This window comes from Acidimicrobiales bacterium, from assembly GCA_035546775.1.
Taxonomy (GTDB): Bacteria; Actinomycetota; Acidimicrobiia; order Acidimicrobiales; family JACCXE01; genus JACCXE01.
In genome coordinates this window covers 1-22,213 of sequence record DASZWD010000034.1, presented here as the reverse complement: position 1 = coordinate 22,213, position 22,213 = coordinate 1, and the positions used below count along the sequence as shown (strand labels likewise).

The window sequence follows — 22,213 nt, the reverse complement described above, 5'->3', positions numbered from 1 at the left end:
ATGCAACGGCGCCGCATCCGCGTCAGTGGCATCGTGCAGGGCGTCGGCTTCCGTCCCTTTGTGTACCGCGAGGCGACGCGCCTCGGGTTGCGGGGGTGGGTCCGCAACGACGACCGCGGCGTGCTCATCGAAGCGCAGGGCGACGCCGCTGCCCTCGACGCGCTCACCTCGGTGCTCGTCGCCGACCCTCCACCGCTCGCCCGCGTGCGCGAGGTGCGGGCCGAGACGATCCCGGCGGGCGACGAGGCCGATTTCGCCATCGTCGCCAGCACGCGGGGTTCCGCGCCAGCCGTGCCCGTCGCGCCCGACTCCGCGACCTGCGAGGCGTGTCTCGCCGAGGTCGACGACCCAGCCGACCGCCGCTACCGCTACCCGTTCACCAACTGCACCAACTGCGGTCCGCGCTACACCATCGTGCGCCGCGTGCCCTACGACCGGCGCAACACCACGATGGCCGGCTTCGTGATGTGCGCCGCCTGCCAGGCCGAGTACGACGACCCCGCCGACCGCCGCTTCCACGCGCAACCCAACGCGTGCGCGGCGTGCGGCCCGCGACTGCGCTTCGGCGACCGCATCGGCGACCCGGCGTTGCGCGCCGCGGTCGACGCGCTGCGTTCCGGCGGCATCGTCGCCGTCAAGGGACTCGGCGGGTTCCACCTTGCCTGCGACGCCACCAGCGACGCGGCGGTCGACGCGCTGCGCCGTCGCAAGCACCGCGACGACAAGCCCTTCGCCGTGATGGCGACCGCCGACCAGGCCGACGCGTTGTGCGACTGGACCGACGCGGCGCGCGTCGCCCTGCACTCGCCGCGCCGGCCGATCGTGCTGGCGCCGCGGCGCGCCGAGGCGACCATCGCCGCCGGGGTCGCGCCCGGGTTGCCCGACCTCGGCGTACTGCTGGCCTATACGCCGCTGCACCACCTGCTGCTGGCCGGCGTCGGTCGCCCGCTGGTGATGACGAGCGGCAACGTGTCCGACGAGCCGATCGCGCACGACGACGCCGACGCGGCGGCGCGCCTCGGCCCGCTGGTCGACGGCGTGCTCGGCCACGACCGGCCGATCCACGTACGCGCCGACGACTCCGTCGTGCGCGGCGCCACCGTGTTGCGCCGCTCGCGGGGGTACGCCCCCGAACCGATCCCGTTGCACGCCCACGCGCCCGGCACGATCCTCGCCGTGGGCGGCGAGTTGAAGAACACGGTGGCGGTGACGGTCGGCGACCACGTCGTGGTCAGCCACCACATCGGCGACCTCGAGCACCTCGCCAACCACACGGCCTTCCGCCAGGCGATCGAGCACCTGTGCGCCCTGTACGACGTGACGCCCGACATCGTCGCCCACGACCTGCACCCCGAATACCTGTCGACCAAGTTCGCCCACGACCTCGACCTGCCCCTCGTCGGCGTGCAGCATCACCACGCCCACGTGGCCGCCTGCCTCGTCGACAACGCGTGCGACGGTCCGGTGCTCGGCATCGCCTTCGACGGCCTCGGTTACGGCGCCGACGGCACCCTGTGGGGCGGCGAGTTTCTGCTCGCCGATCGGGCCGACTTCACCCGCGTCGGCCACCTGGCGCCCGTGGCGCTCCCGGGCGGCGGCAACGCCATCCGCGAACCGTGGCGTATGGCGGTGGCGTGGGCGCAGGCTGCGGGCGTCGCCGACGGCATGCGCGATCCGCGCCGCGACGACGTAGCCCGCCTGGCCGCCGCCGACGCCACCCCGACCACCACGAGCGCCGGCCGACTGTTCGACGCCGTCGCCGCGCTGCTCGGTATCCGAACCGTCGCCACCTACGAAGGCCAGGCCGCAATCGAACTCGAGGCGGCGGCGCGCCGCGTGTCGAGCCCGCCCACCGACCGAACTGGTCCTGTCCAGCACCGGTACCCGGTGCTGGACAGGACCAGTTCGGAGGAGGGGGTGCGTGCGCTCGACCCGCGACCACTGATCGCGGCGATCGTCGCCGACCGCGACCGCGGCGTTCCCACCGAAGTGATCGCGGCGGCGTTCCACCACTCGCTCGGTCACGCCGTTGCTGACGTGGCCGCGTCGCTCGCACTCGCCAACGACGTCGCCACGGTCGTCCTGACCGGCGGCGTGTTCCAGAACGTGCTGTTGCACACCACCGTGGCCGAGGCGCTGACCGACGCCGGCCTCCACGTCCTGGCGCACCGCGACGTCCCGCCGAACGACGGCGGCCTCTGCGTCGGTCAGGCGGCGGTCGCCGCTAGTCGTCTGTCTCGTTGACCTCGACGCGCTCGCCCTCCTCGGAGATGTCCTCGTCCTGGAGGTGCAGTTCGAGCGTCTCGCGCCGCGTCTGCGGATCGGGGTTCTCGGCGGCGGCGAGGTCGGCGAGGTCTTCGGCGTGTTCGTGTTCTGCGTTGCCTGGTGTCACGTCATGGTCCTACCCGGGTTTACGAGTCGTTTGCGCGGGAAAGACAGAATGTGGCCCGAATTCTGGCGGTACTTGGCGCGCTCGCCGTCGTTGCCGCCTACTTCGGGCTCACGAGCGGTGACGCCCACGCCGCGGTCGACGGTCACGCCCTCTACCAGCGCGACTGCGCCTTCTGCCACGGCGCCACCGGCCGCGGCACGCATTACGGCCCGAGCCTGCACGGCGTGGGCCGCGCTGCGGTCGACTACTACGTCTCCACCGGTCGCATGCCGCTCGTGCACACTGCCCGCAGCGACGAACCCGGTCGCACCCGCACGCTGGCTCCCGGCCGGTTCGCCCCCGACGACGACCTGAAGGTGACACGCCACACCCCGCCCTACACGTCCGACGAGATGCGGGCGCTGATCGACTACGCCACGTCGCTCACCGGATCGGGCCCGTCGGTCGACGGGTTGTTCCTCGCCGGGGGCGACGTCAGCCGGGGCGGCGAGATCTTCCGGCTCAACTGCGCCGCCTGCCATTCGTGGGCCGGCGAGGGCGGCGCCCTGCTCCACCTCGAAGCACCCGCGCTGCGCGCCGCCACGGCGCGCCAGACCGCCGAAGCCGTGCGCGTCGGGCCAGGCAACATGCCGGCGTTCGGCACCGCCGCGCTGACCGACGGCCAGCTCGCCGACCTCGTCGCCTATGTGCACCAACTCCAGCACCCGGTCGACCCTGGCGGCTCGGCGCTGTGGCACCTCGGGCCAGTCGCCGAGGGCGCGGTGGCGCTGCTCGCCGGGCTCGGCGCCTTGATCGGCCTCGTGCGCTGGATGGGGGAGCGCGGGTGAACCGCGCCGCCGAGGCGCGCGCCGCCGCGTGGTTCGTGATCGCCGGGTTGGCCGGCGCCGGCCTGTGCGTCGCCTACGTGCAGGACGCCAGCACGCCCGTGCTCGGTGGCCTCCTCGCGCTGGCCTTCGCCGGGCTGTGCTTCGGCCTGGTGACGTGGGCCAACCGCCTCATGCCCCGCGGCCCATTCGAACAGGAGCGCGAGCCGCTGCCCAGCGCCGAATCGTCGATCGAGGCGACCGAAGCCGACTTCCGCCGCGGCGCCACGGCCCTCGGTCGGCGCAGGCTGCTCGGCCGGGCGCTCGGCTTCGCCGCGGTGACCACGGGCGCGGCGGTCCTGCTGCCGCTGCGCTCGCTCGGGCCCAAGCCCGGCGGCGCCCTCGGCGTCACCCCGTGGGCCCGCAACCGCCGCGCGGTCAACGAGCAGGGAAAGCGCGTGCAATCCGCCGACGTGCCCGTCGGCGGCATCGTCACCATCTTCCCCGAAGGCCATCCCGGATCGGCCGACGGCCAGGCCGTGCTCATTCACCTCGAACCCGGCCTCGTGCCCGGCGACTTCATCGCCTTCTCCCGCGTGTGCACCCACGCCGGCTGCCCCGTCGCCCTCTACGAGGCGGCCGATCACCAGTTGCTGTGCCCGTGCCACCAGTCGGCTTTCGACGTGCTCCACGACGCCAAGCCGGTGTTCGGCCCCGCCGGCGCCCCGCTGCCGCAACTGCCGATCGAGATCGACGCCGACGGCTTCGTCTACGCCACGTCGGACTTCACCCAGCCGGTCGGCCCGGCGTACTGGCACCGCGGATGAACGGCCCGTCGATCCTGCACGGCGCCGGCAGCCAGGGCCACGACATCGCCGGCCTGTGGTGGGCCATCTTCGGTTTGGGCGCGGCGGTGTACGTCGTCGTGGGCACGCTCGTGGTCGTCGCCGTGCTGCGCGGCCGCTTCCGGCGCGGGGGCCCCGAGGGCGACGGTCGACGCGAGAACGCCGTCATCGTCGGCGGCGGCATCGTCATGCCCCTCGTCATCCTCTTCGTCGTCGCCGTGCTCACCGTGCAGACGACGGTGAAGGCCGACGCGTCGTCGCGCACCGGTGTGCAGATCGAAGTTGTGGCCAAGCGCTGGTTCTGGGACGTGCACTACCCGAGCGTGGACGTGCGCACCGCCAATGAGATCCGCGTGCCCGTCGGCCGGCCGATCACGTTCCGCCTCGACAGCGGCGACGTCATCCACTCGTTCTGGGTGCCCGACCTCGCCGGCAAGGTCGACACCATTCCCGGCCAGACCAACTACCTGCACCTCACGGTCACCAAGCCCGGCACGTACCTCGGTGAGTGCGCCGAGTACTGCTCGATCCAGCACGCCAATATGCGCTTCGCCGTCATCGCCATGGCGCCGCAGGCGTTCGACCGCTGGTTGACGCGCCAGGCGGCGGTGATGCCCACGCCCACCAACGAGCAGCAGGACGCCGGCCAGCGCGTCTTCACGCGCGAAGCGTGCGCCGGGTGCCACACGATCAAGGGCGTCAGCCGCGGCAACGTCGGCCCCGACCTGACCGACCTCGGCGAGCGGCGCTGGCTGGGCGCGCTCACTGTGCGCAACACGCCGGCGAACCTGGCGGCGTGGATCCGTGACTCCCAAGCCGTCAAGCGGGGCAACGTGATGCCGCCCTTCGACCTGTCCAAGGCCGACGTCGACGCCCTCGTCGCCTACCTGGAAGGGCTGCGCTGATGGCGGTGCTGACCGAACCCGACGCCGAGTTCGAAGAACTGTGGGAGGACGCGCCCGGCATCACCGGCTTCCTCACCACCGTCGATCACAAGCGCATCGGGCTGCGCTACATCTACACGTCCTTCGTGTTCTTCTTCATCGCCGGGCTGACGGCGCTGGCGATGCGCGGCCAGCTGGCGGTGCCGAACAACCACCTCGTGGGTCCGCAGCAGTTCAACGAGCTGTTCACCATGCACGGCACCACCATGATCTTCCTGTTCAACACGCCGGTGCTGGCGGGGTTCGGCAACTACCTCGTGCCGCTGATGATCGGCAGCCGCGACATGGCCTTCCCGCGGCTCAACGCCTTCAGCTACTGGATCTTCCTGCTCGGCGGCGTGTTCCTGTACTCGAGCTATCTCGTGGGTCGCGTGCCCGACGGCGGCTGGTTCGCCTACGTGCCGATGACGAACTCCAACTACTCGCCCGGCATCAACCTCGACTTCTGGGGCCTCGCCGTCGTGTTCCTCGGTATCTCGACGACGGTCGGCGCCATCAACTTCATCGTCACGATCTTCAAGCTGCGGGCGCCGGGCATGCGCGTCAACCGCATGCCCATCTTCGTGTGGTCGATGCTCGTGTTCTCGATGATGGTGATCTTCGCCGTGCCGGCGGTGACGCTCGCCGCGGGGCTGCTCGAACTCGACCGCATCTTCGGCACTGCGTTTTTCGTGCCGGCCCTCGGCGGCAGCGTCCTGCTGTACCAGCACCTGTTCTGGTTCTGGGGCCACCCCGAGGTGTACATCCTGTTCGTGCCGGCCACCGGCATGGTGAGCCAGATCCTGCCGGTGTTCTCGCGCCGGCCCCTCGCCGGCTACTTCTGGGTTGTCGCCGCCCTCGTCGGCGTGGGCTTCATCAGCTTCGGCGTGTGGGTGCACCACATGTTCGCCACCGGCATGCCCGCCCTCGCGCTGGCGTTCTTCTCCGGCGTCAGCCTGCTGGTGACGCTGCCCAGCGGCATCCAGTTCTTCGCCTGGATCGCCACCATGTGGAAGGGCAAGGTGCAGCTGACGACGCCGATGCTGTTCTGCATCGGCTTCCTGCTGATCTTTCTGCTCGGCGGCATCACCGGCGTGATGGTGGCGGTGATGCCCTTCGACTGGCAGGTGACCGACAGCTACTTCGTCGTCGCCCACTTCCACTACGTGCTCAACGGGGCCGTCGTGTTCCCCATTTTCGGGGCGATGTACTACTGGCTGCCCAAGATGACGGGCCGGCCGCTGTCGGAGCGCCTCGGCAAGTGGAGCTTCTGGGTGATGTTCGTCTCGTTCAACCTGACGTTCTTCCCTATGCACATCCTCGGCTTCCTCGGCATGCCGCGGCGCATCTACACGTACCACGACGGTCTCGGCTGGAACGGGCTCAACATGCTGGTGAGCATCGCGTCGGGCTTCTTCGGTCTGGGGACGGGCATCTCGCTGTGGGCGTTCATCGCGTCGCGGCGCGGGCCGCGCACGGCGCCGGCGAACCCGTGGGACGCCGACTCGCTCGAGTGGTCGACCACGTCGCCGCCGCCCGAATACAACTTCGCCGAGTTGCCCGTCGTCGAAAGCCGCCACCCGCTGTGGGACGATGCCGCGCTGGCGAGCCAGCCGATACCGGCGACGCGCACCGCCACGGTCACCCACGGCATGGACACCCGGCCTGAGGGTGAACTCATCGTGCCGCCCGAAACGCTGGTGCCGTTCCTGTGCGCGGCGGCGATCGCGTTGTTCTTCGTCGGGCTGCTCATCGACGCCACCGTGTGCACGTGGCTCGCCGCCGCGGGCATCGCGGTGGCCGTCGGCTGGTGGACCTGGCACACGGAGTCCGACCTCGTATGACGACGGTCGCACTGCCGCAGCAGCAGCAGCGGAGTTACCCGATCGCGTGGTGGGGGATGGTCGTGACCATCGCCACGGAGTCGACGATCTTCGCCTTGCTGCTGTCGGCCAACTTCTTCGTGATGGCGCAGTCGAAGCAGTGGCCGCCGGTCGGCATCGAGGAGCCGAAGCTCGGCCTCGCCCTGGTGTTCAGCGTCGTGCTGTGGACTAGCAGCCTGCCGGTCATCGCCGCCGAGCACGCCATCGAGCGCGGCCGCGTCACACAGTTCAAGGTGCTCACCGCGCTGGCCTTCGTGATGGCCGCGGCCTTTGTGGCCTACAGCTTCTACGACTTCCACGAACTGCACTTCGGCTGGCGCGACAACACCTACGCGTCGCTGCACTACACGATCATCGGGCTGCACCTCGCTCACGTGTGCGTGGCGCTGGTGATGAGCGGCGTGATCCAAGCCAAGGCGTGGTTCGGGCGCTACGACACGGGACGGCGCGTCAGCGTGTCGGTGTTCTCGCTGTACTGGCACTTCGTCGACGTGGTGTGGCTCTTCGTGTTCCCGGCGATGTTCCTGGCGCCGAGGTGGGTCCGTTGATCGCCGACCTGTTCGAGCTGTGGTATCCGCTGCTGGGCACCACGGGGCTGTGGATGCTGCACCTCGTGTCGGAGGCGGCGCTGACCCGCACGACCTGCACTGGCTCGACCCGGGTGTGGGTGCTGCACCTCATCACCGCGGTGACCGCGGCGGGCGCGTTGGCCGGCGCCGGTCTGGCGTCGGTGCCGCTGCGGCGCGGCGAGCTCGTCGACTACAAGCGCTTCTTGGGCCAGCTCGGCGTGCTCGTCTCGCTCACCAACGCGCTGTTGATCCTCGGCGAAGGGCTGATGGTCGTCGCCCTCGGGAGTCACCGCTGTGGCTAGGCGCGCCGGGTGGCGCTTCGGCGCCGCGGGGGCGATGGCGGGCGCGCTGGCGTTGCACACCGGCGACACCAACCTGGCGGTGCACATGGCCGAGCACATCGTGTGGCTCTACGTCGCCCCGCTGCTGCTGGCGCTCGGGTGGCCGCTGCGGGCGCGGCGCCCCTTCCGCCTCGGCGCGGTCGCCGCAACCGCCGTCGTGCACGCCGCGGTGATGCTGGTGTGGCACCTGCCCGGGCCCTTCGACGCCGCGGTGCGCTCCGAGGCGCTGCACGGCGTCGAGCACCTGTCGATGCTGGCGGCGGGCTACGCGTTCTTCGCCGTGCTCTTCGGCGCCGCGCCCGCGCTGCGCCCGGCGGTGGCGCCGGTGCTGTTCCTGGCGTCGATGCCGGGCATGGCGCTGGGTGTCGCCATGACGCTGGCGCCGCGTCCCTGGTACGCGGTGGCGCCGACGCTGGCCGACCAGCAACTGGCGGGCGTCGTGATGTGGTCCGTCGGCGGCGCGGTGTACCTGGCGGTCGCCGTCGTCAGCTTCGGCCGCTGGCTGGCACTGGAGCCCGCATGATCGACCGCCTCTACCGCTTCTTCGATTCGCGGCTGCGGATCGCCAAGTTCACCGACGAGTCGCTCGACAAGGTCTTTCCCGACAACTTCACCTTCATGTTCGGAGAACTGGCGCTCTACGCCTTCCTCGTGCTGCTGGTGACGGGCGTCTACCTCACGTTCTTCTTTCACCCGAGCGGCAAGGAGGTCGTCTACCACGGCCACTACATGCCCCTCAACGGCGTGCACGTGTCCGAAGCCTTTGCGTCGACGCTGCACATCAGCTTCGACGTGCGCGCTGGTCTCGTCATCCGCCAGATCCACCACTGGGCGGCGCTGGTGTTCGTCGGCGCCATCGTGGTGCACCTGTGCCGCGTGTTCTTCACCGGCGCGTTCCGCCGGCCGCGCGAGGTCAACTGGATGGTGGGCGTCACGCTGTTGGTGCTCGCCATCCTCAACGGGTTCGCCGGCTACTCGATGCCCGACGACCTCCTGTCGGGCACGGGTTTGCGCATCGCCAATGCCGTCTTGCTGAGCATCCCGGTCGTGGGTTCGTGGCTGGCGTTCCTCGTCTTCGGCGGCGAGTTCCCCCAGGAGGCGATCATCCCGCGGCTGTTCGTGGTGCACGTGTTCGTCGTGCCGCTGCTGATCCTCGGGCTGATCGGCGCCCACCTCGGGATCATGTGGCGCCAGAAGCACACGCAGTTCGCCGGGCCCGGGCGCAGCGAGGACAACGTCGTGGGCTCGCGGCTGTGGCCGACGTACGCGGCGCGCTCGATCGGTCTCGTGTGCGGCGTGTTCGCCGTGTGCGCTGCCCTCGGCGCCTTCGCCCAGATCAACCCGGTGTGGCTCTACGGGCCGTACCGGCCCGCGGCGACGTCGACGGCCGCGCAACCCGACTGGTACATGGGCTGGCTGGAAGGCGCGCTGCGCTTGTTCCCGGGCTGGCGCATCCACGCCTTCGGGTTCAGCGTGTCCGAGGTGTTCTGGCCCGCGGTGGTGCTGCCTAGCGTGACGTTCGGACTGCTGTACGCGTGGCCGTTCCTCGAGCAGCGACTGACGGGGGAGGGGCGCCGCGATCACCACTTGCTCAACTCGCCGCGGGACCGGCCGGTGCGCACCGCCGTGGGCGCCGCAACGCTGACGTTCTACGGCGTGCTGTTCGTGGCCGGTTCGCAGGACATCATCGCCACCAAGCTCAACGTCGCCGTGCCGGATGTGACCTTCACGCTGCGGGTGCTCGTGCTGGCGTTGCCCGTGGTGGTCTACGCCGCGACGTGGCGGTTGTGCCGGGAGTTGCAGCACGTAAAGCGGCGGGTGCCGGCGGTGCCGCCGGTGGCGCCGGCGTCGTCGCCGGGCCCGGTGCGCCGGTCCTGGTTGCGGGGGGACGGGTCACTCGTTGCTGTCGTCTTCGCCTTCGTCGCTGGCTTCGCCGTCGGCCGCCGCTCCAAGGAGAGCTAGCCGGTCCTCGGTGTCGCGCAGGCTGGGGCGCATGGCGATGACGCCGCTGCGGGGGTCGCGCTCGGCTGCGATGAAGATCACGCGTTGCTCGATGAGGTCGAGCTGCGTGACGCGGCGCCCGGCGCGCAACCACGACGCCGCTTGGGAGTGGTTGCCGGTCGTGTCGTTGGCCCACCAGTGGTGGTACTGGCGCGCCGAGGGCGGCAGCTTGAGGCCGAGGATGTCCTCGATGCGGCGAAACGAGAGGCGCACGGCGACGTCGGCTTGGCCGCGCAGGTAGTGGTAGAGCGGGTCGTACTTCGAGCGCGACTCGACGCCATAGCGCCAGCCCTGGGGCTTGTCGCGTTTGGTGACGCGGGGCGCGTACTTGCCTTCGACCCAGTCGAGGAAGCGGGTGGCGTGGTCGACGTAGTGGTGGCGGGTCGCCCGCTTGAGTTCCGAGGCGGTGAGCATCTCCTCGTAGCGCTCGATGGCGTCGCGCAGGGTGACCATGGTCCAGGTCCGTTCGCCCCGGGCCTCCGGCGTGCTGTGGTCGACGTGCATTTCTGGATCGCGTCCCTTCGTGTTCAGTCACAAAAGGGCGGCGACTCACGAGCGCTCACCAAACCGATGTCCCAACGTGGGGTGTGTTGCACTGCCACTGTAGATAGGGGGTGTAACAGTGCAGCGGCGTCGCGTCCCACTGTTCGATCTAGGTACTTAAGCAACCAGTGGTCTCACCCCCACCGCCGGAGTGCGTGCTCGTTGCGGCGGCGACCGTCGGCGACCGTCGGCGACCGCCGGCGGCTGGCGCCGCCGCGCCGCCCCGTGCGCGCGCTAGCGGTCGCGCATGCGCCGGTACGTGTGCAGCATCAGCTCGGGGTCCGCCCAGTTCGTGTCGACCGTCACCATCGTGTTGGCCGCCGCCGCGCACGCCGCCTTCGTCAGCGACAACGCCAGGGTGTCCATCGACAACAGCCGCTCCGCCAGCGCCCGCGTCTCGCCCGCCAACTCCCCGTCGGGATACACGCGGTTCACGAACCCCCACCTCTCCGCGTCCTGCGCCGAGAACCGCTCGCACGCCATCACCAACTCCTTGGTGCGCGCCGGTCCCAACTCGCGCATCAACCGCGGGATCGCCTGCCACGTCAAGGGCATCCCGAGTTCCACCTCGGGAATCGAGAACCACGCCGACGCCGCCGCCAACCGGATGTCGCACGCTGTCAGGAACACCACCGCGCCACCCACCGCCAGCCCGTTGATCGACGCGATCACCACCTGCGGCAGCCGGTCGAGCAACTCCGTCGTGCGCCCGCCCAAATGCGCCCGCTGCAACCGGTCGATGTCGTTTACCGGCTTCGACGACCGCCGCGACGACAAGTCCGCCCCCGCCGAGAAGGCCCGCCCGGCGCCGGTCAACACCACCACCCGTGCCGTCGGGTCGGTCTCCAACTCGACCAGCACCGGTTGCAGCGCGTCGTGCAACTCCACGCTCAGTGCGTTCAGCTTCTCGGGCCGGTCGAGCGTGATCGTGACCAGCCCCTCGAGCGACGCGTCACGCGTCACCGTGATCACGCCGCGCCCGCCACCATCTCGGCGAGTACGCCCGGCACGTGACGCACGATGCTGAAGTGCCCGTCGTCGGGCGTCAACCGCAGCGACGCGCCCGGCACGATTGCCGCCGTCGCGTGCGCGTTCAGAACGGGGCAGATGGTGTCCGCTGACCCGTGCAGCACGACCACCGGGCACCGCACCGCCTCGACGTCGAAGCTGCCCCAACCCGGCCCGTCGGCGAGGCGGTCATCGGCGTAGCCCTGTACGCCCCACACGAACATCGCCGGCAGACCTTCGAGCATGTCAATGAGATAGGTCGGGTCGGCGAACAGCTTCTCGTCCTGCGGCGCGAGCGCGATCGACTGTTCCGACATCGCCGCGGGGTCCGCCAGCTTCGTCCCGTCCTCGCCGAACTGCTCGGCCGCCAGCGCCAGCGCCTCGTCGCGCGACGACGCGTCGAAGATCTTCGACCAGTCCGTCATGGCGACCATCGCAGACTTCACCGACGCGTTGCGCAGGTCGGTCAACGCGCAGCACGCGACCACGCCGCGCACGCGGTCGGGCGCGATCGCCGCCGTCGCCAGCGCGTACGCCCCGCCCGTCGACACGCCCACCGCGTAGAACTGCTCGACGCCCAACGCGTCGGCGACGGCCAGCGCGTCGGGCACGACCGACGCGATCGTGCGCCCCGGCCGCGGCGTCGACAACCCGTACCCCGGCCGGTCGATGCCGACGAGCCGCAGCCCGAGCGCGGCGGCGTCGCCCGCCACGCCCTTCGGTTCGAGCCGGCTACCCGGCCCGCCGTGAAACCACAGCACCGGCACGCCGTCGGCCGGCCCGTAGTCCGCGTAGCCCAGCGTCCGCCCGTCCGGCATGTCCAGCGTCGTGTTCGTCATGGGTCGTACTCACTAGCAGAACCGCCCCGATCGCCGCGCCGAGCAGGTTGAAGGCCAAGTCCCATCCCGTGTTCTCCATGCCGCCGGCGTGCAGGTGCGCATTGTTGAGACCGAACAAGAACTCCACGAGCTCGTTCAACGCCCCCAACCCGCACGCCATCAGCGCCGCCACGAACGCCAGGCCGGCGCCGCGCCGCACCACCGGCCCGAGCAGCCCGACGACCAAGCGGGCGCAGGCGACGGTGAGCACCGCCGTGCCGTAGGCGTGCACCACCTGGTCGAACTTCAACACACCGTTGACGATCCACGTCTCGTAGAACGTCGGCGCGTCGCCCACGGGCGTCATCAACCCGCCGACCAGGTGCAGGATCGCCACCGACGTCAGCGCCGCCACCAGCGCGCGGCTGAAGTGCGCGGCGCGGTCGGCCCAGATCGTCAGCGCCACCAGCGCACCGACCACTTCGAAATACGCCCGCAGCCGATCGGCATCGTGACGCACGACGGCCAGCGCGCTCAGCGCGACGACCGCCACCAGCAACGCGGTGGCCGCGGCGCGGTTACGTGCGAGCACGCCGACCCCACAGGTAGCCCGCCAGCACCGCCAGCGCGATCAACAACACGATCAGTCCGATCGTGGCCGTCGCCCGCTGCGTGTGGCTCGGCGCCAGCAAGCCGACTTGGATGCTGGGCCCGTCGAATGACGGCGTCGTCACCCGTATGTTGATCTCCGACGGCAACCGCGCCACCGTGCCGATGTAGAGCAAGCAGTACGTGAAGCGCAGCGGCACCGACACGTACGGCGCGAACGCGTCGAGCAGCGTCAGGTCGTCGTCGAGACACGACCGCGGGATCGGCGGCAAGTGACGCAGGCGCGTGCGCGGCGACTCGTCGCGCACCTCCTTGGGCGGTTGCGCCGGCACCCGTACGTTGCCATTGGCGTCGGGCTGGGGGAGGGTGAACCCGCTCGGCGCCGCCGGCACCGACACGTTGGGCGACGACGGCACCGTCCCGGGCGACTGCGTGCCCGGCGCCGTCGTGGCGCTGCCGCCCGACGAGCCCCCGTTCGACGACCCGCCGTTCGACGACCCGCCGTTCGACGACCCGTCGTTGTTCGACGACCCGTTGTTGTTCGACGACCCGTTGTTGTTCGATGACCCGTTCGACGACGACCCACCGTTCGACGACGTCCCGTTGCTCGACGAGGACGACGACGAACACGCCCCCAACGCCAGCATGAGAACCACCAACACGGCCACGGTCGCCCGGCGCATGTCTCCTAACGTAAGCCGGTATGAAGCCCGAGGTCTCGATCCCCGACTCGCCCGCGCCCGCCGATCTGCTGATCGAAGACCTCGCCGAAGGCGACGGCGACGAAGCCCAGCCCGGCGATTTCGTCGAGGTCCACTACGTCGGCGTCTCGTACTCGAACGGCAAGCAGTTCGACGCGTCCTGGGATCGCGACGAGACCTTCGAGTTCCGCCTCGGCGCCGGCCAGGTCATCTCCGGCTGGGACCGCGGCGTCGCCGGCATGAAAGTCGGCGGGCGCCGCCGCCTCACCATCCCGCCCGACCTCGCTTACGGCCGTCAGGGCGCCGGCGGTGTCATCGGCCCGAACGAGACCCTGGTGTTCGTCGTCGACCTGGTGTGGGTGCGCCGCTAAAGCGGAAACGTCACGCCGGTCAGTTCCTCTGACTTGGCCCACAGCGTCTGCGCGTCGGCCGCGTTGCGCGCCCGGCGCGACGGCGTCTCGCGCCGCGGCGGCCCGGCGTACATGAACATCGGGCCGTAGAACTCGCCGCTGCGCGCCGCCGGGTCGACGGCGGCGCGCACCAGCGGCAGGCACCCCAGCGACGCCGGCTGCTCGAGGTACTGCACCGGCTTCAGGAAGAAGTTGGTGACGCCCGTGCCCTCGTGGCCGAGGTCGGTGCGCGTCGCCCCCGGATGCGCCGTCAACGCCTTGGCGCCGCGGCGGTGCAGCTCGAGGGTGAACAGCAGGTTGGCCAGCTTCGACTGGAAGTACGCCGGCCAGCGGGCGTAGCGGCGCCGCTCGAACATCAAGTCGTCGAAGTGCATGCGTCCCGGTCGGTGCCCGAACGACGAATGGTTCACGATGCGAGAACCCGGCGTCGCCGCGAGCAGCGGGTACAGCTTGGCCGTCAACGCGAAGTGCCCGAGGTGGTTGACGCCCAACTGCATCTCGAAGCCGTCCTCGGTGCGGGCCTCGTCGATGGCCATCAGCCCGGCGTTGTTCAGCAGCAGGTCGAGCGACTGCTCGTCGCGCAACAACGCGGCGGCGCACGACTCCACCGACGCCAGACTGGCGAGGTCCAGCGAGATCACCTCGACTGGACCGGTCGCCGTCTGACGGACGTGCTCGGCGGCCGACGCGGCTTTCGCCGCGTTCCGGCACGCCATGATCACCCGCGCGCCGTGGGCGGCGAGCACGGTGGCCGCGGCCAAGCCGAGGCCGGAGTTCGCCCCGGTGATGACGGCGGTCTTGCCGTCAAGCGCCGGGATGTTCTTCTCAGTCCACACGGACCGTTAGATCTTCGACGTGTACCGCACCTGGATGTCGGTGAAGGCGTCGAGACCCCACGGGCCGTTCTCCACACCTACGCCGCTCCACTTGAAGCCGCCGAAGGGTTGATGCGGCTGGAGCACCAGGTGGGCGTTGACCCACGACGTGCCGCACTCGAGCTGATCGGCCACGGCGTTGGCCTTGTCGATGTCGGCGCCCCACACCGAGCCCGACAGGCCGAAGTGGGTGGCGTTGGCGCGGTCGATCGCCTCGTCGAGGTGACGGTAGGGGATGACGGGCAGGGCGGGGCCGAACTGCTCCTCGTCGACGATGCGCGAGCCGTCGTGCACGTTGTCGAGAATCGTCGGCTGGAAGAAGTAGCCGGGACGGTCCATCGGTGCGCCACCGGTGACGGCGGTGGCACCGCCGGCGATGGCGTCGGCCACGAGTTCCTTCACGCGCTCGAACTGCGGCGCGTTGTTGATCGGACCCATCTCGACGCCCTCTTCGGTGCCTTCGCCCACCTTGAGCGCGGCGGCCTTGGCGGCGAGCGCCTCGACGAACTGGCCGTGGATCGACTCGGGCACGTACACCCGTTTGATCGCCGAGCAGATCTGGCCGCAGTTCTCGAACGCACCGCGGAACACCTTCTCGGCCGTCGCTTCGACGTCGACGTCGTCGAGCACGATGGCGGGGTCGTTGCCGCCGAGCTCGAGCGTGACGCGCTTGAGGTCAGGGGCGCAAGCGGCGTACACGTGCTTGCCCGCGGCCACCGAACCGGTGAAGGACACCTTGCGCGGCGTCGGGTGCGCGGTCATCCACTTGCCCAGCTCGTCGCCGCCGGTGACGACGTTGAGCACGCCCGGCGGCAGCACCTCGTTGAGCAGCTCGACCATCTTGAGGGTGGCCAGCGGCGTGTACGGCGACGGCTTGAGCACCATCGTGTTGCCGGCGCGCAGCGCCGGGGCGATCTTCCACGACGCCAGCACCAGCGGGAAGTTCCACGGCGTGATGGCGGCCACGACGCCGTGTGGGCGGCGGTGGATGTGGGCGACGGCGAAGTCGTCCTCCTGGATCTTGAGCGGCTCGACCTCGAGGTCGGCGTAGTAGTTGAACCAGATGCCGGCGCCGAAGACCTCTTCGCCCGCCTTGGCCAGCGGCTTGCCCTGCTCGCTCATCAGGATCGGCGCGATGTCGCCGGCGCTGGCGAACATCTTGTTCGCCGCGTCGCGCAGCGCCTGGCGGCGGGCGTCTTCGTCGCGGCGCCAGTCGAGCTGCGCCTTCTTGGCCGCGTCGAAGGCGGCGTCGAGCTGCTCCTTGGAGCAATCGGGGGCTTGGGCGAACACCTCGCCGGTCGCGGGGTTGATGACGCCGAACGTGCCTTCGGTGGGAGCGCGTTCGCCGCCAATGATCATGGACAGATCTGACATGCATCTAGTTTTACCTGGTGCACGTCGCCGTCGTCGTCGCCGTAGGCGCGGCGATCGGCGTTTTGATCGGACTGTTCGGTGTGGGCGGATCCTCCGTCGCCACCCCGGCGCTGTCGCTGGCTGGTGTGCGGGCGCTCGCGGCGGTCGCCAGCCCGCTGCCGGCGACCATCCCCGGCGCCCTGCTGGCCGTGCGCCCCTACCTCAAATCCGGCGAGGCGCGGCCCAAAGCCGCCGCCTGGTCGCTGCTCGGCGCGGTGCCGGCGACGGTCCTCGGCGCTCTGGCCTCCAAGGTCGTGGGGGGCGACGGGCTGCTCGTGCTCTCGGGCGTCATGCTCGTGGTGGTCGGGGTGCGGGTGATCATGCCGATCACCGACGCCGCCCGCGAGGTCGGCACCGCCCGGCGCCAGAACCGCCCGCTGCTCGTCGCCGCCACCGCCGGCGTCGGCTTCATGACGGGACTGCTGGCCAACGGCGGCGGCTTCCTGCTGATGCCCCTCTATCTGTTGGTGTTCGGGCTGCGCATGCGCCAGGCCGTCGGCACCTCGCTCATCGTGGTGGCGGTGCTGTCGATCCCGACGCTGATCACCCACACCGCCCTCGGCCACGTGGACTGGTCGGTCGCCGCCTGGTTCGCCGCCGGCGTGATCCCGACGAGCGTGATCGGTGGTCACTACTCGTCGGGATTCGGCGCCGGCGTGCAACGCCGCATCTTCGGCGTCTTCCTGATCGTGTTCGGTATCGCCTTTACGGCGTACCGCCTACTGGCCTTCTAAAAACCGAGGCTGTCGCTCACGGAGTGAAACGCCGTGCTGACGGGCGCCACGGTGTTGGTGCCGAACGTGGCGTCAACGGTGTTCAGCAGTCCGGAGCCGTCGCTGCCGTCGGTGCCGTTCGGTCCGTTGGTGCCGTTGCCTCCGTGACCGCCGGTGCCGCCGACGAGCAGGCCGCTGCCGCCGTTGCCGCCGTCGCCACCGGTCGCGCCGTTGCCGCCGTTGCCACCGTTGCCGCCGACGAGGAAGCCGTTGGCCCCGTTGCCGCCGTCGCCGCCGTCACCCCGCGTGCCGTTGGTGCCGTCAACCAGCGTGGGCGTGCCGGTGCTGCCGGCACCGATGTGCGCGGTGGCGTCGCCGCCGACGCCGCGCCGGCCGCCATTGCCGCCGTTGCCGCCGTCGCCGCCGAGGAGGAAGCCGGCACCGCCGGCGCCACCGTTGCCACCGGCGCCGCCATTGCCACCGTTGCCGGCGACCGCGATCGGATCGCCGGTGCTGCCGACGCCGACGACGCCGCGGGCGTCGCCACCGTCGCCGCCGGCCCCGCCGCGTCCGCCGTTGCCGCCGTTGCCACCGAAGAGGCCGAAGCCGCCGGCGGCGCCGTCGTTGCCCGCGCCGCCGTTGCCGGCGTTGCCACCCACCGCGTCCGGCGAGCCGGTGCTGGTGTCGCCGACCGTGGCGAGCGCCGCGCCGCCGGCGCCACCGGCGCCACCGTTTCCACCGCCGCCGCCGTCGCCGCCACGCAACAGGGCGTTGCCGCCGAGGGCGCCGAGGCCGCCGAGCGCGCCGTTGCCGCCGTTGCCGCCGACCGCGCTCGCCGAGCCTGTGCTGAAGTTGCCGACGCGCGCCGTGGCGTCACCGCCGGCCCCGCCGCGTCCGCCGCGCCCGCCGGCCCCGCCGTCGCCGGCGAAGAGCAGGGCGCTGCCGCCGAGGCCGCCGTTACCGCCGGTGCGACCGTCACCGCCGTTGCCGCCGACCGCGGCCGGACTGCCGACGGTGTGGTTGCCGATGAAGGCACGAGCCTCGCCGCCGGGGCCGCCGTTGCCAGCCTGACCGCCGAGTCCGCCGTCGCCCGCCGCGATCCAGGCCCACTGGCCCGGCCCACCGCTGCCGCCCGCACCGCCGGGCCCGCCGTTGCCGCCGACGTTGACCGCCGACGGAAGCACGATGGCGTCGCCGCCCGAACCCCCGACGCCGCCGTTGGACCCCGGAGTCCCGCCGAAGCCGACGAGGGGGAGTCCGAACGCCAAACCGGGCATCACCGCGAGACTGCCGAGGACCACGCCACCGAAGACCAGTGGTTTCTTGAGCATCGCTCCTCCTAAGGATCCGCCCCGCACCCAGCGTGGGCGCACTACCCACTTTGGGTTCCCTACAGTCCGCAGGCATGGACTTCGATCTGCCGCAGGATCTCGTCGACTACCTCGCCGAACTCGACGACTTTATCGAGACGGTCATCAAGCCGCTCGAGAACAAGGACGACAACATCCGCTTCTTCGATCACCGGCGCGAGGACGCCCGCACCGACTGGGATCGCGGCGGCCTGCCCAACGAGGAATGGGAGGCCCTGCTGCACCAGATGCGCAACCTCGCGGATGAAGCCGGCCACTACCGCTACGCCTTCCCCAAGGAATACGGCGGCAAGGACGGTACCAACCTCGGCATGGCCGTGATCCGCGAGCACCTGGCCCACAAAGGCCTCGGCCTGCACAACGACCTCCAGAACGAGAACTCGATCGTGGGCAACAACGTCGGGCTGCTGTTGATGCTCGAGCACGGCACCGACGAGCAGAAGGCCGAGTGGGTGCCCAAGCTGCTCGAGGGGACCGGCGGCTTCGCCTTCGGCATCACCGAGCCCAACCACGGCTCCGACGCCACGTGGATGGAGACCACCGCCGTGCGCGACGGCGACGAGTGGATCATCAACGGCGAGAAGACGTGGAACACCGGGATCCACCGCGCCCAGTACGACATGATCATGGCGCGCACGTCGGGCCAGCCCGGCGACGGCGAGGGCATCACCGCCTTCCTCGTGCCGACCAACGCCCCCGGCTTCGAAGTCCTCGAGTACCTGTGGACCTTCAACATGCCCACCGATCACGGCCACATCCGGCTCACCGACGTGCGGGTGCCGCACTCGGCGATCTTCGGCGGCGAGGGCCGCGGCCTCGGCGTCACCCAGCTGTTCTTCAACGAGAACCGCATCCGCCAGGCGGCGTCGTCGCTCGGTGCTGCGCAGTACTGCATCGACATGGCCGTCAACTACGCGAACGAGCGCAAGCCCTTCGGCAAGCCGCTCTCGCACAACCAGGGCGTGCAGTTCCCCCTCGTCGAGCTGAACACCCAGGCGACCATGCTGCGCTCGCTCATCCGCGAGACGGCGTGGAAGATGGACAAGTACGGCGCGTTCTCCCAGTCCGAGCAGGTGTCGATGTGCAACTACTTCGCCAACCGCCTGTGCTGCGACGCGGCCGACCGCGCCATGCAGACCTACGGCGGCCTCGGCTACTCACGCCACATGCCCTTCGAGCACATCTACCGCCACCACCGCCGCTACCGCATCACCGAAGGCGCCGAAGAAATCCAGATGCGCCGCGTCGCCGGCTACATGTTCGGCTTCATGAAACAGCGCGCCCCCAAAGGCGTCAGCGAGTAACGCCCCCCACCCCCGACTTTCTGACATCTGCGTACGCCCGGGCGCGCGTAGATGTCAGAAAGTCAGCTGGGGCGGCCCGACGAGCGTCCGCGGGACGCTCTTCAGGGCGCACCGGCGAGTCTTGGAACGAAGTTCTCCTGGACGATCCGACTGGCTGCCAACAGCGAGGACGTGTGGTTCTGCCGTTGAGGCCGGATGACTCACGGTGCGGCAGATCCCGGTTCGCTCGCTAGATCTCGAGCAGCGGTAGCGGAAGGTCGCCGCGGATGACCTCACGCAGTCGCCAGGCGTCGTCCGCGTTCCCTATCTGGAGCACGTACTCGCCAGCTTCGTTTTCGGCCGTGACGATTAGAGTTTTGCCGTCGCGTGACCAGAGCACATGCGGCGAGTTTTCACACTCCGCGACCAGTGACAGGCGATGGCTCGCAAGCTCGAGCACGTACAGGCGAACCGGTCCGGTGTGCCCCATCTCAACGAGAGCGGCGTGCGCTCCGTCGGGTGAGGGTACGGCGGATCAGGTGCTGTGACCTGCGACGAAGCATCATGCGAATCCGTCCAGTAGGTGGTCTCGCCAACCGCCCCGGTTCAGGTATGCGGTCTTCAGGCCAACGCGAAGCCCAACCGCACTCACCGCACGCGTGTTGATGAGTACGAAGCGTGTGCGGTTGCTCCAGCGGCTTCCGATCGCGGTCCGCGATACGACGCGCCCGCCATACACAGCGAGCGCGAGCCAGACCGCCGAACACGGGCCGTCCACACCCAAAAGCAGGACATCGCTCAGGCCAGTGAAGCTGAGGCTGCGCCGATCACAATGATGGTCACTCCGAGCGCCGTGATGGCGAGCGCTAACCAATACGGCAAGAAGAACAAACCCGCCCGAAACCAAATTGCTCTCTCCGACCCGAGCGGGCCCCACACTGCCTTCGCGACGCGCCGTCCTGCCATGTTTCCAAGACCAACCAGAACGACGGCGATTCCCACCATCGTTGCGCCGAAGGCGAATGACGCATGGGCCGCCGTTTGGGCGATCACCATCCGCTAGGCCCCGTCCGAGTCGGGGTTGTCGACTTGGATCTATACCGGGTGTGGAAGTAGCCGCCTGTCCCGAATCCAATGAAGACGCCGTACACGCGATGTCCGCCGTAACAGGACGAAAAACTGATCAGCGCTACGCCTGCGGAGTGACAGTTCCCGGAGCTCGACGACTTTCCGCTTTGCCACGTTATTCCTGCACTGGGCCCGCTCCAGCCGAACCCATGTCCGGATCCTTGTGCGGCGTAATACTGGTCGTGGACACTCCCTCCGGCGGCGCCGCACCACGCCACTCCGTATCCAGCGCAGAAGTTGCCCTGGAACCCAAGCCCGCCGAACGCTTTCCCGAAGATGCCTCCGAGGAAACCTCTGTGGCGCGGATGCCCTTTGCCGCACCCCTTGAATGGACTGCCAAATGTTCCGCACGTGCCAGCGACGTCGAACGCGTTAATCGGGTCGGCGTTGACGTAGTCGTAGTTGTTGGCTGAGCCGCCTTCTACGGGATCGACAACAAGCAAACAAGTCATCGCCGTTCGGCTTATCGCTCGGTGGGAAAAGGAGCGAAGAGGCCGAGCCACTGGTTGCCGGTCTCAAGCGAGAAGATCAGATCGTGGCCTGGAATCGTCGGGGTAGAGCTGTCGTCATACTCACCCCCGGCCGTCGTAGTTCCGCTGATACCGAGGACGCGGACCCGAACGTCTCCTGATTGGCCGGAAACGTCCAGGAGTACGCCTTCGCGAGTATCCGCCGGGGCCTCCGGAGTCTCGCTCTCCGTCAGGTGCGGCTTCGCCGTGAGCCGCATCACGTATTGCAAGCGACGTTCTTGGTCCCAGGCTTCGGCGCCCCAGACGATCTCATCGGCGTCGGGTGGCTCATCAGCCGGGACCCCGCGCTTCGAGCCAACCAGCACGGACCACGCAAGGCGTGAGCCACCTACGATCATCGAGCCACCGAGTTCGAGGCGGATTCCTTGCTTGTCGCTCAACATGTCAGTCGCACTGACGGTGTCATGTAGCTGTAGCGAGAGTATTTTCCATCAGGCGACCAGGCCTCCGCTACGACGATCGCCCAGTAGGTGTGGGTTCCGCCAGCGCACCTCGCGGAGAAGTCCTTCGGCCGAAGCGTGTCGCCGCCGCCCGTCAAGGTGTAGCTCTGCGACCCCATGTTCTCGGCCCAGAACCATCCCTTCTTTCGGTAGACGGTGATGGTTAGCCGCATCGTCCCCGGGTTGTGCGGGCAGTGGAAACGGGCCTTCTGGCCAACACGGGTACGGCCCGAACTCGACCGGAGATAGGGCCGATCGCCGTCAGGCCAGTTCACGCCGCACCCAAACTGGTTCTTTGCCGAGTTGCCGTCTAGATCGCTGCCGTTAACAGGGTCCTGATTCGTGTAGTCGTACGCAGTTGCACTGCCGCCTTCTATGGGGTCGGTTTCGAGGAAGCGGCCGAGTCCGGGGACGTATTGGCGGGCGCCCATTTCGATGGTGTTGATGTCGGCTTCGTGTTCGAGGCCGCGTTGTTTGGAGCCGAGCCAGCCGTAGTCGTAGTTGCCGTCCGAGTTGTCCGGTGTGCCGGCGAGTTGTTGCCCGAACGGGTCGTACGTCAACGTCGACCCGTTCTTGGCACCGGTGGCGTCGGCTGTGGCGGTGGTGTCGCCGTGG

Annotated in this window: 24 protein-coding genes; 12 read left to right on the top strand and 12 right to left on the bottom strand. The window is 69.6% G+C overall.

Translation table 11 applies throughout. The features are described 5' to 3' along the window. Complete coding sequence (gene hypF, locus VHC63_08470; protein HVV36623.1) at positions 1-2,244, top strand: carbamoyltransferase HypF; 2,244 nt, start codon at positions 1-3, stop codon at positions 2,242-2,244. Here the strand turns inward: hypF and VHC63_08465 are convergent. Then, the gene (locus VHC63_08465) at positions 2,225-2,392 is read right to left on the bottom strand and encodes a hypothetical protein (GenBank protein HVV36622.1); all 168 of its coding nucleotides are present in this window, start codon (positions 2,390-2,392) and stop codon (positions 2,225-2,227) included. The two genes, hypF and VHC63_08465, sit on opposite strands and share 20 nt — an antisense overlap. Positions 2,393-2,442: 50 nt before the next feature. On the opposite strand from VHC63_08465, the gene VHC63_08460 reads away from it, so the two are divergent. Genes VHC63_08460 through VHC63_08425 form a run of 8 tightly spaced genes read left to right on the top strand, consistent with a single transcriptional unit; the run spans position 2,443 to position 9,718 of the window. Next, positions 2,443-3,219: a c-type cytochrome gene (locus VHC63_08460; GenBank protein ID HVV36621.1), complete on the top strand. Its 777-nt coding sequence runs from the start codon at positions 2,443-2,445 to the stop codon at positions 3,217-3,219. After that, entirely contained in the window at positions 3,216-4,022 is an 807-nt protein-coding gene (locus VHC63_08455; protein ID HVV36620.1) for a Rieske 2Fe-2S domain-containing protein, read from the top strand. Before VHC63_08460 ends, VHC63_08455 begins: the two co-directional genes overlap by 4 nt. Next, complete coding sequence (gene coxB, locus VHC63_08450; protein ID HVV36619.1) at positions 4,019-4,945, top strand: cytochrome c oxidase subunit II; 927 nt, start codon at positions 4,019-4,021, stop codon at positions 4,943-4,945. The genes VHC63_08455 and coxB overlap by 4 nt, the downstream gene beginning before the upstream one ends. Then, positions 4,945-6,807 (top strand): cytochrome c oxidase subunit I, encoded by a 1,863-nt coding sequence (gene ctaD / locus VHC63_08445; GenBank protein ID HVV36618.1) that lies wholly within the window; start codon positions 4,945-4,947, stop codon positions 6,805-6,807. Before coxB ends, ctaD begins: the two co-directional genes overlap by 1 nt. Continuing rightward, complete coding sequence (locus VHC63_08440) at positions 6,804-7,394, top strand: heme-copper oxidase subunit III (protein ID HVV36617.1); 591 nt, start codon at positions 6,804-6,806, stop codon at positions 7,392-7,394. Before ctaD ends, VHC63_08440 begins: the two co-directional genes overlap by 4 nt. Then, positions 7,391-7,717 (top strand): hypothetical protein, encoded by a 327-nt coding sequence (locus VHC63_08435; protein ID HVV36616.1) that lies wholly within the window; start codon positions 7,391-7,393, stop codon positions 7,715-7,717. The genes VHC63_08440 and VHC63_08435 overlap by 4 nt, the downstream gene beginning before the upstream one ends. Further along, the gene (locus VHC63_08430; GenBank protein HVV36615.1) at positions 7,710-8,279 is read left to right on the top strand and encodes a cytochrome c oxidase assembly protein; all 570 of its coding nucleotides are present in this window, start codon (positions 7,710-7,712) and stop codon (positions 8,277-8,279) included. Before VHC63_08435 ends, VHC63_08430 begins: the two co-directional genes overlap by 8 nt. Continuing rightward, a complete protein-coding gene (locus tag VHC63_08425; GenBank protein HVV36614.1) occupies positions 8,276-9,718 on the top strand; it encodes a ubiquinol-cytochrome c reductase cytochrome b subunit in 1,443 nt (480 codons plus the stop codon). The genes VHC63_08430 and VHC63_08425 overlap by 4 nt, the downstream gene beginning before the upstream one ends. Here the strand turns inward: VHC63_08425 and VHC63_08420 are convergent. The 5 genes from VHC63_08420 to VHC63_08400 all read right to left on the bottom strand — a co-directional run bounded on the left by VHC63_08420 (position 9,650) and on the right by VHC63_08400 (position 13,418). Continuing rightward, a complete protein-coding gene (locus tag VHC63_08420; protein ID HVV36613.1) occupies positions 9,650-10,261 on the bottom strand; it encodes a hypothetical protein in 612 nt (203 codons plus the stop codon). The two genes, VHC63_08425 and VHC63_08420, sit on opposite strands and share 69 nt — an antisense overlap. 273 nt (positions 10,262-10,534) lie before the next feature. Then, the gene (locus VHC63_08415) at positions 10,535-11,272 is read right to left on the bottom strand and encodes an enoyl-CoA hydratase/isomerase family protein (GenBank protein HVV36612.1); all 738 of its coding nucleotides are present in this window, start codon (positions 11,270-11,272) and stop codon (positions 10,535-10,537) included. Next, a complete protein-coding gene (locus tag VHC63_08410; protein HVV36611.1) occupies positions 11,269-12,126 on the bottom strand; it encodes an alpha/beta hydrolase in 858 nt (285 codons plus the stop codon). The genes VHC63_08415 and VHC63_08410 overlap by 4 nt, the downstream gene beginning before the upstream one ends. Further along, positions 12,041-12,718, bottom strand: a complete 678-nt coding sequence (locus tag VHC63_08405) for a hypothetical protein (GenBank protein HVV36610.1) — start codon at positions 12,716-12,718, stop codon at positions 12,041-12,043. The genes VHC63_08410 and VHC63_08405 overlap by 86 nt, the downstream gene beginning before the upstream one ends. Then, entirely contained in the window at positions 12,705-13,418 is a 714-nt protein-coding gene (locus VHC63_08400) for a hypothetical protein (protein ID HVV36609.1), read from the bottom strand. The genes VHC63_08405 and VHC63_08400 overlap by 14 nt, the downstream gene beginning before the upstream one ends. Positions 13,419-13,438: 20 nt before the next feature. On the opposite strand from VHC63_08400, the gene VHC63_08395 reads away from it, so the two are divergent. Continuing rightward, positions 13,439-13,807, top strand: coding sequence for an FKBP-type peptidyl-prolyl cis-trans isomerase (locus VHC63_08395; GenBank protein HVV36608.1), 369 nt, complete (start codon positions 13,439-13,441; stop codon positions 13,805-13,807). Here VHC63_08395 and VHC63_08390 read toward each other — a convergent pair. Both VHC63_08390 and VHC63_08385 read right to left on the bottom strand, forming a co-directional pair. Next, complete coding sequence (locus VHC63_08390) at positions 13,804-14,682, bottom strand: oxidoreductase (GenBank protein HVV36607.1); 879 nt, start codon at positions 14,680-14,682, stop codon at positions 13,804-13,806. The genes VHC63_08395 and VHC63_08390 overlap by 4 nt on opposite strands. Before the next feature lie 6 nt (positions 14,683-14,688). Continuing rightward, a complete protein-coding gene (locus tag VHC63_08385; GenBank protein ID HVV36606.1) occupies positions 14,689-16,095 on the bottom strand; it encodes an aldehyde dehydrogenase family protein in 1,407 nt (468 codons plus the stop codon). Positions 16,096-16,112: 17 nt separating this feature from the next. On the opposite strand from VHC63_08385, the gene VHC63_08380 reads away from it, so the two are divergent. Then, the gene (locus VHC63_08380; GenBank protein HVV36605.1) at positions 16,113-16,868 is read left to right on the top strand and encodes a sulfite exporter TauE/SafE family protein; all 756 of its coding nucleotides are present in this window, start codon (positions 16,113-16,115) and stop codon (positions 16,866-16,868) included. Here the strand turns inward: VHC63_08380 and VHC63_08375 are convergent. Continuing rightward, on the bottom strand, positions 16,865-18,178 hold the full coding sequence (locus VHC63_08375; protein ID HVV36604.1) for a hypothetical protein: 1,314 nt from the start codon (positions 18,176-18,178) through the stop codon (positions 16,865-16,867). The genes VHC63_08380 and VHC63_08375 overlap by 4 nt on opposite strands. A gap of 74 nt (positions 18,179-18,252) precedes the next feature. On the opposite strand from VHC63_08375, the gene VHC63_08370 reads away from it, so the two are divergent. Next, positions 18,253-19,521, top strand: coding sequence for an acyl-CoA dehydrogenase family protein (locus VHC63_08370; protein HVV36603.1), 1,269 nt, complete (start codon positions 18,253-18,255; stop codon positions 19,519-19,521). A 777-nt stretch (positions 19,522-20,298) separates the two neighbouring features. Here the strand turns inward: VHC63_08370 and VHC63_08365 are convergent. From VHC63_08365 to VHC63_08355, 3 genes are all read right to left on the bottom strand, one after another. Next, a complete protein-coding gene (locus VHC63_08365) occupies positions 20,299-20,556 on the bottom strand; it encodes a hypothetical protein (GenBank protein HVV36602.1) in 258 nt (85 codons plus the stop codon). Between the two features lie 535 nt (positions 20,557-21,091). Then, a complete protein-coding gene (locus VHC63_08360; GenBank protein HVV36601.1) occupies positions 21,092-21,541 on the bottom strand; it encodes a hypothetical protein in 450 nt (149 codons plus the stop codon). Next, positions 21,535-22,213, bottom strand: a 679-nt coding sequence (locus VHC63_08355) for an RHS repeat-associated core domain-containing protein (protein ID HVV36600.1), incomplete at its 5' end; no start/stop codon positions are given. The genes VHC63_08355 and VHC63_08360, both read right to left, overlap by 7 nt.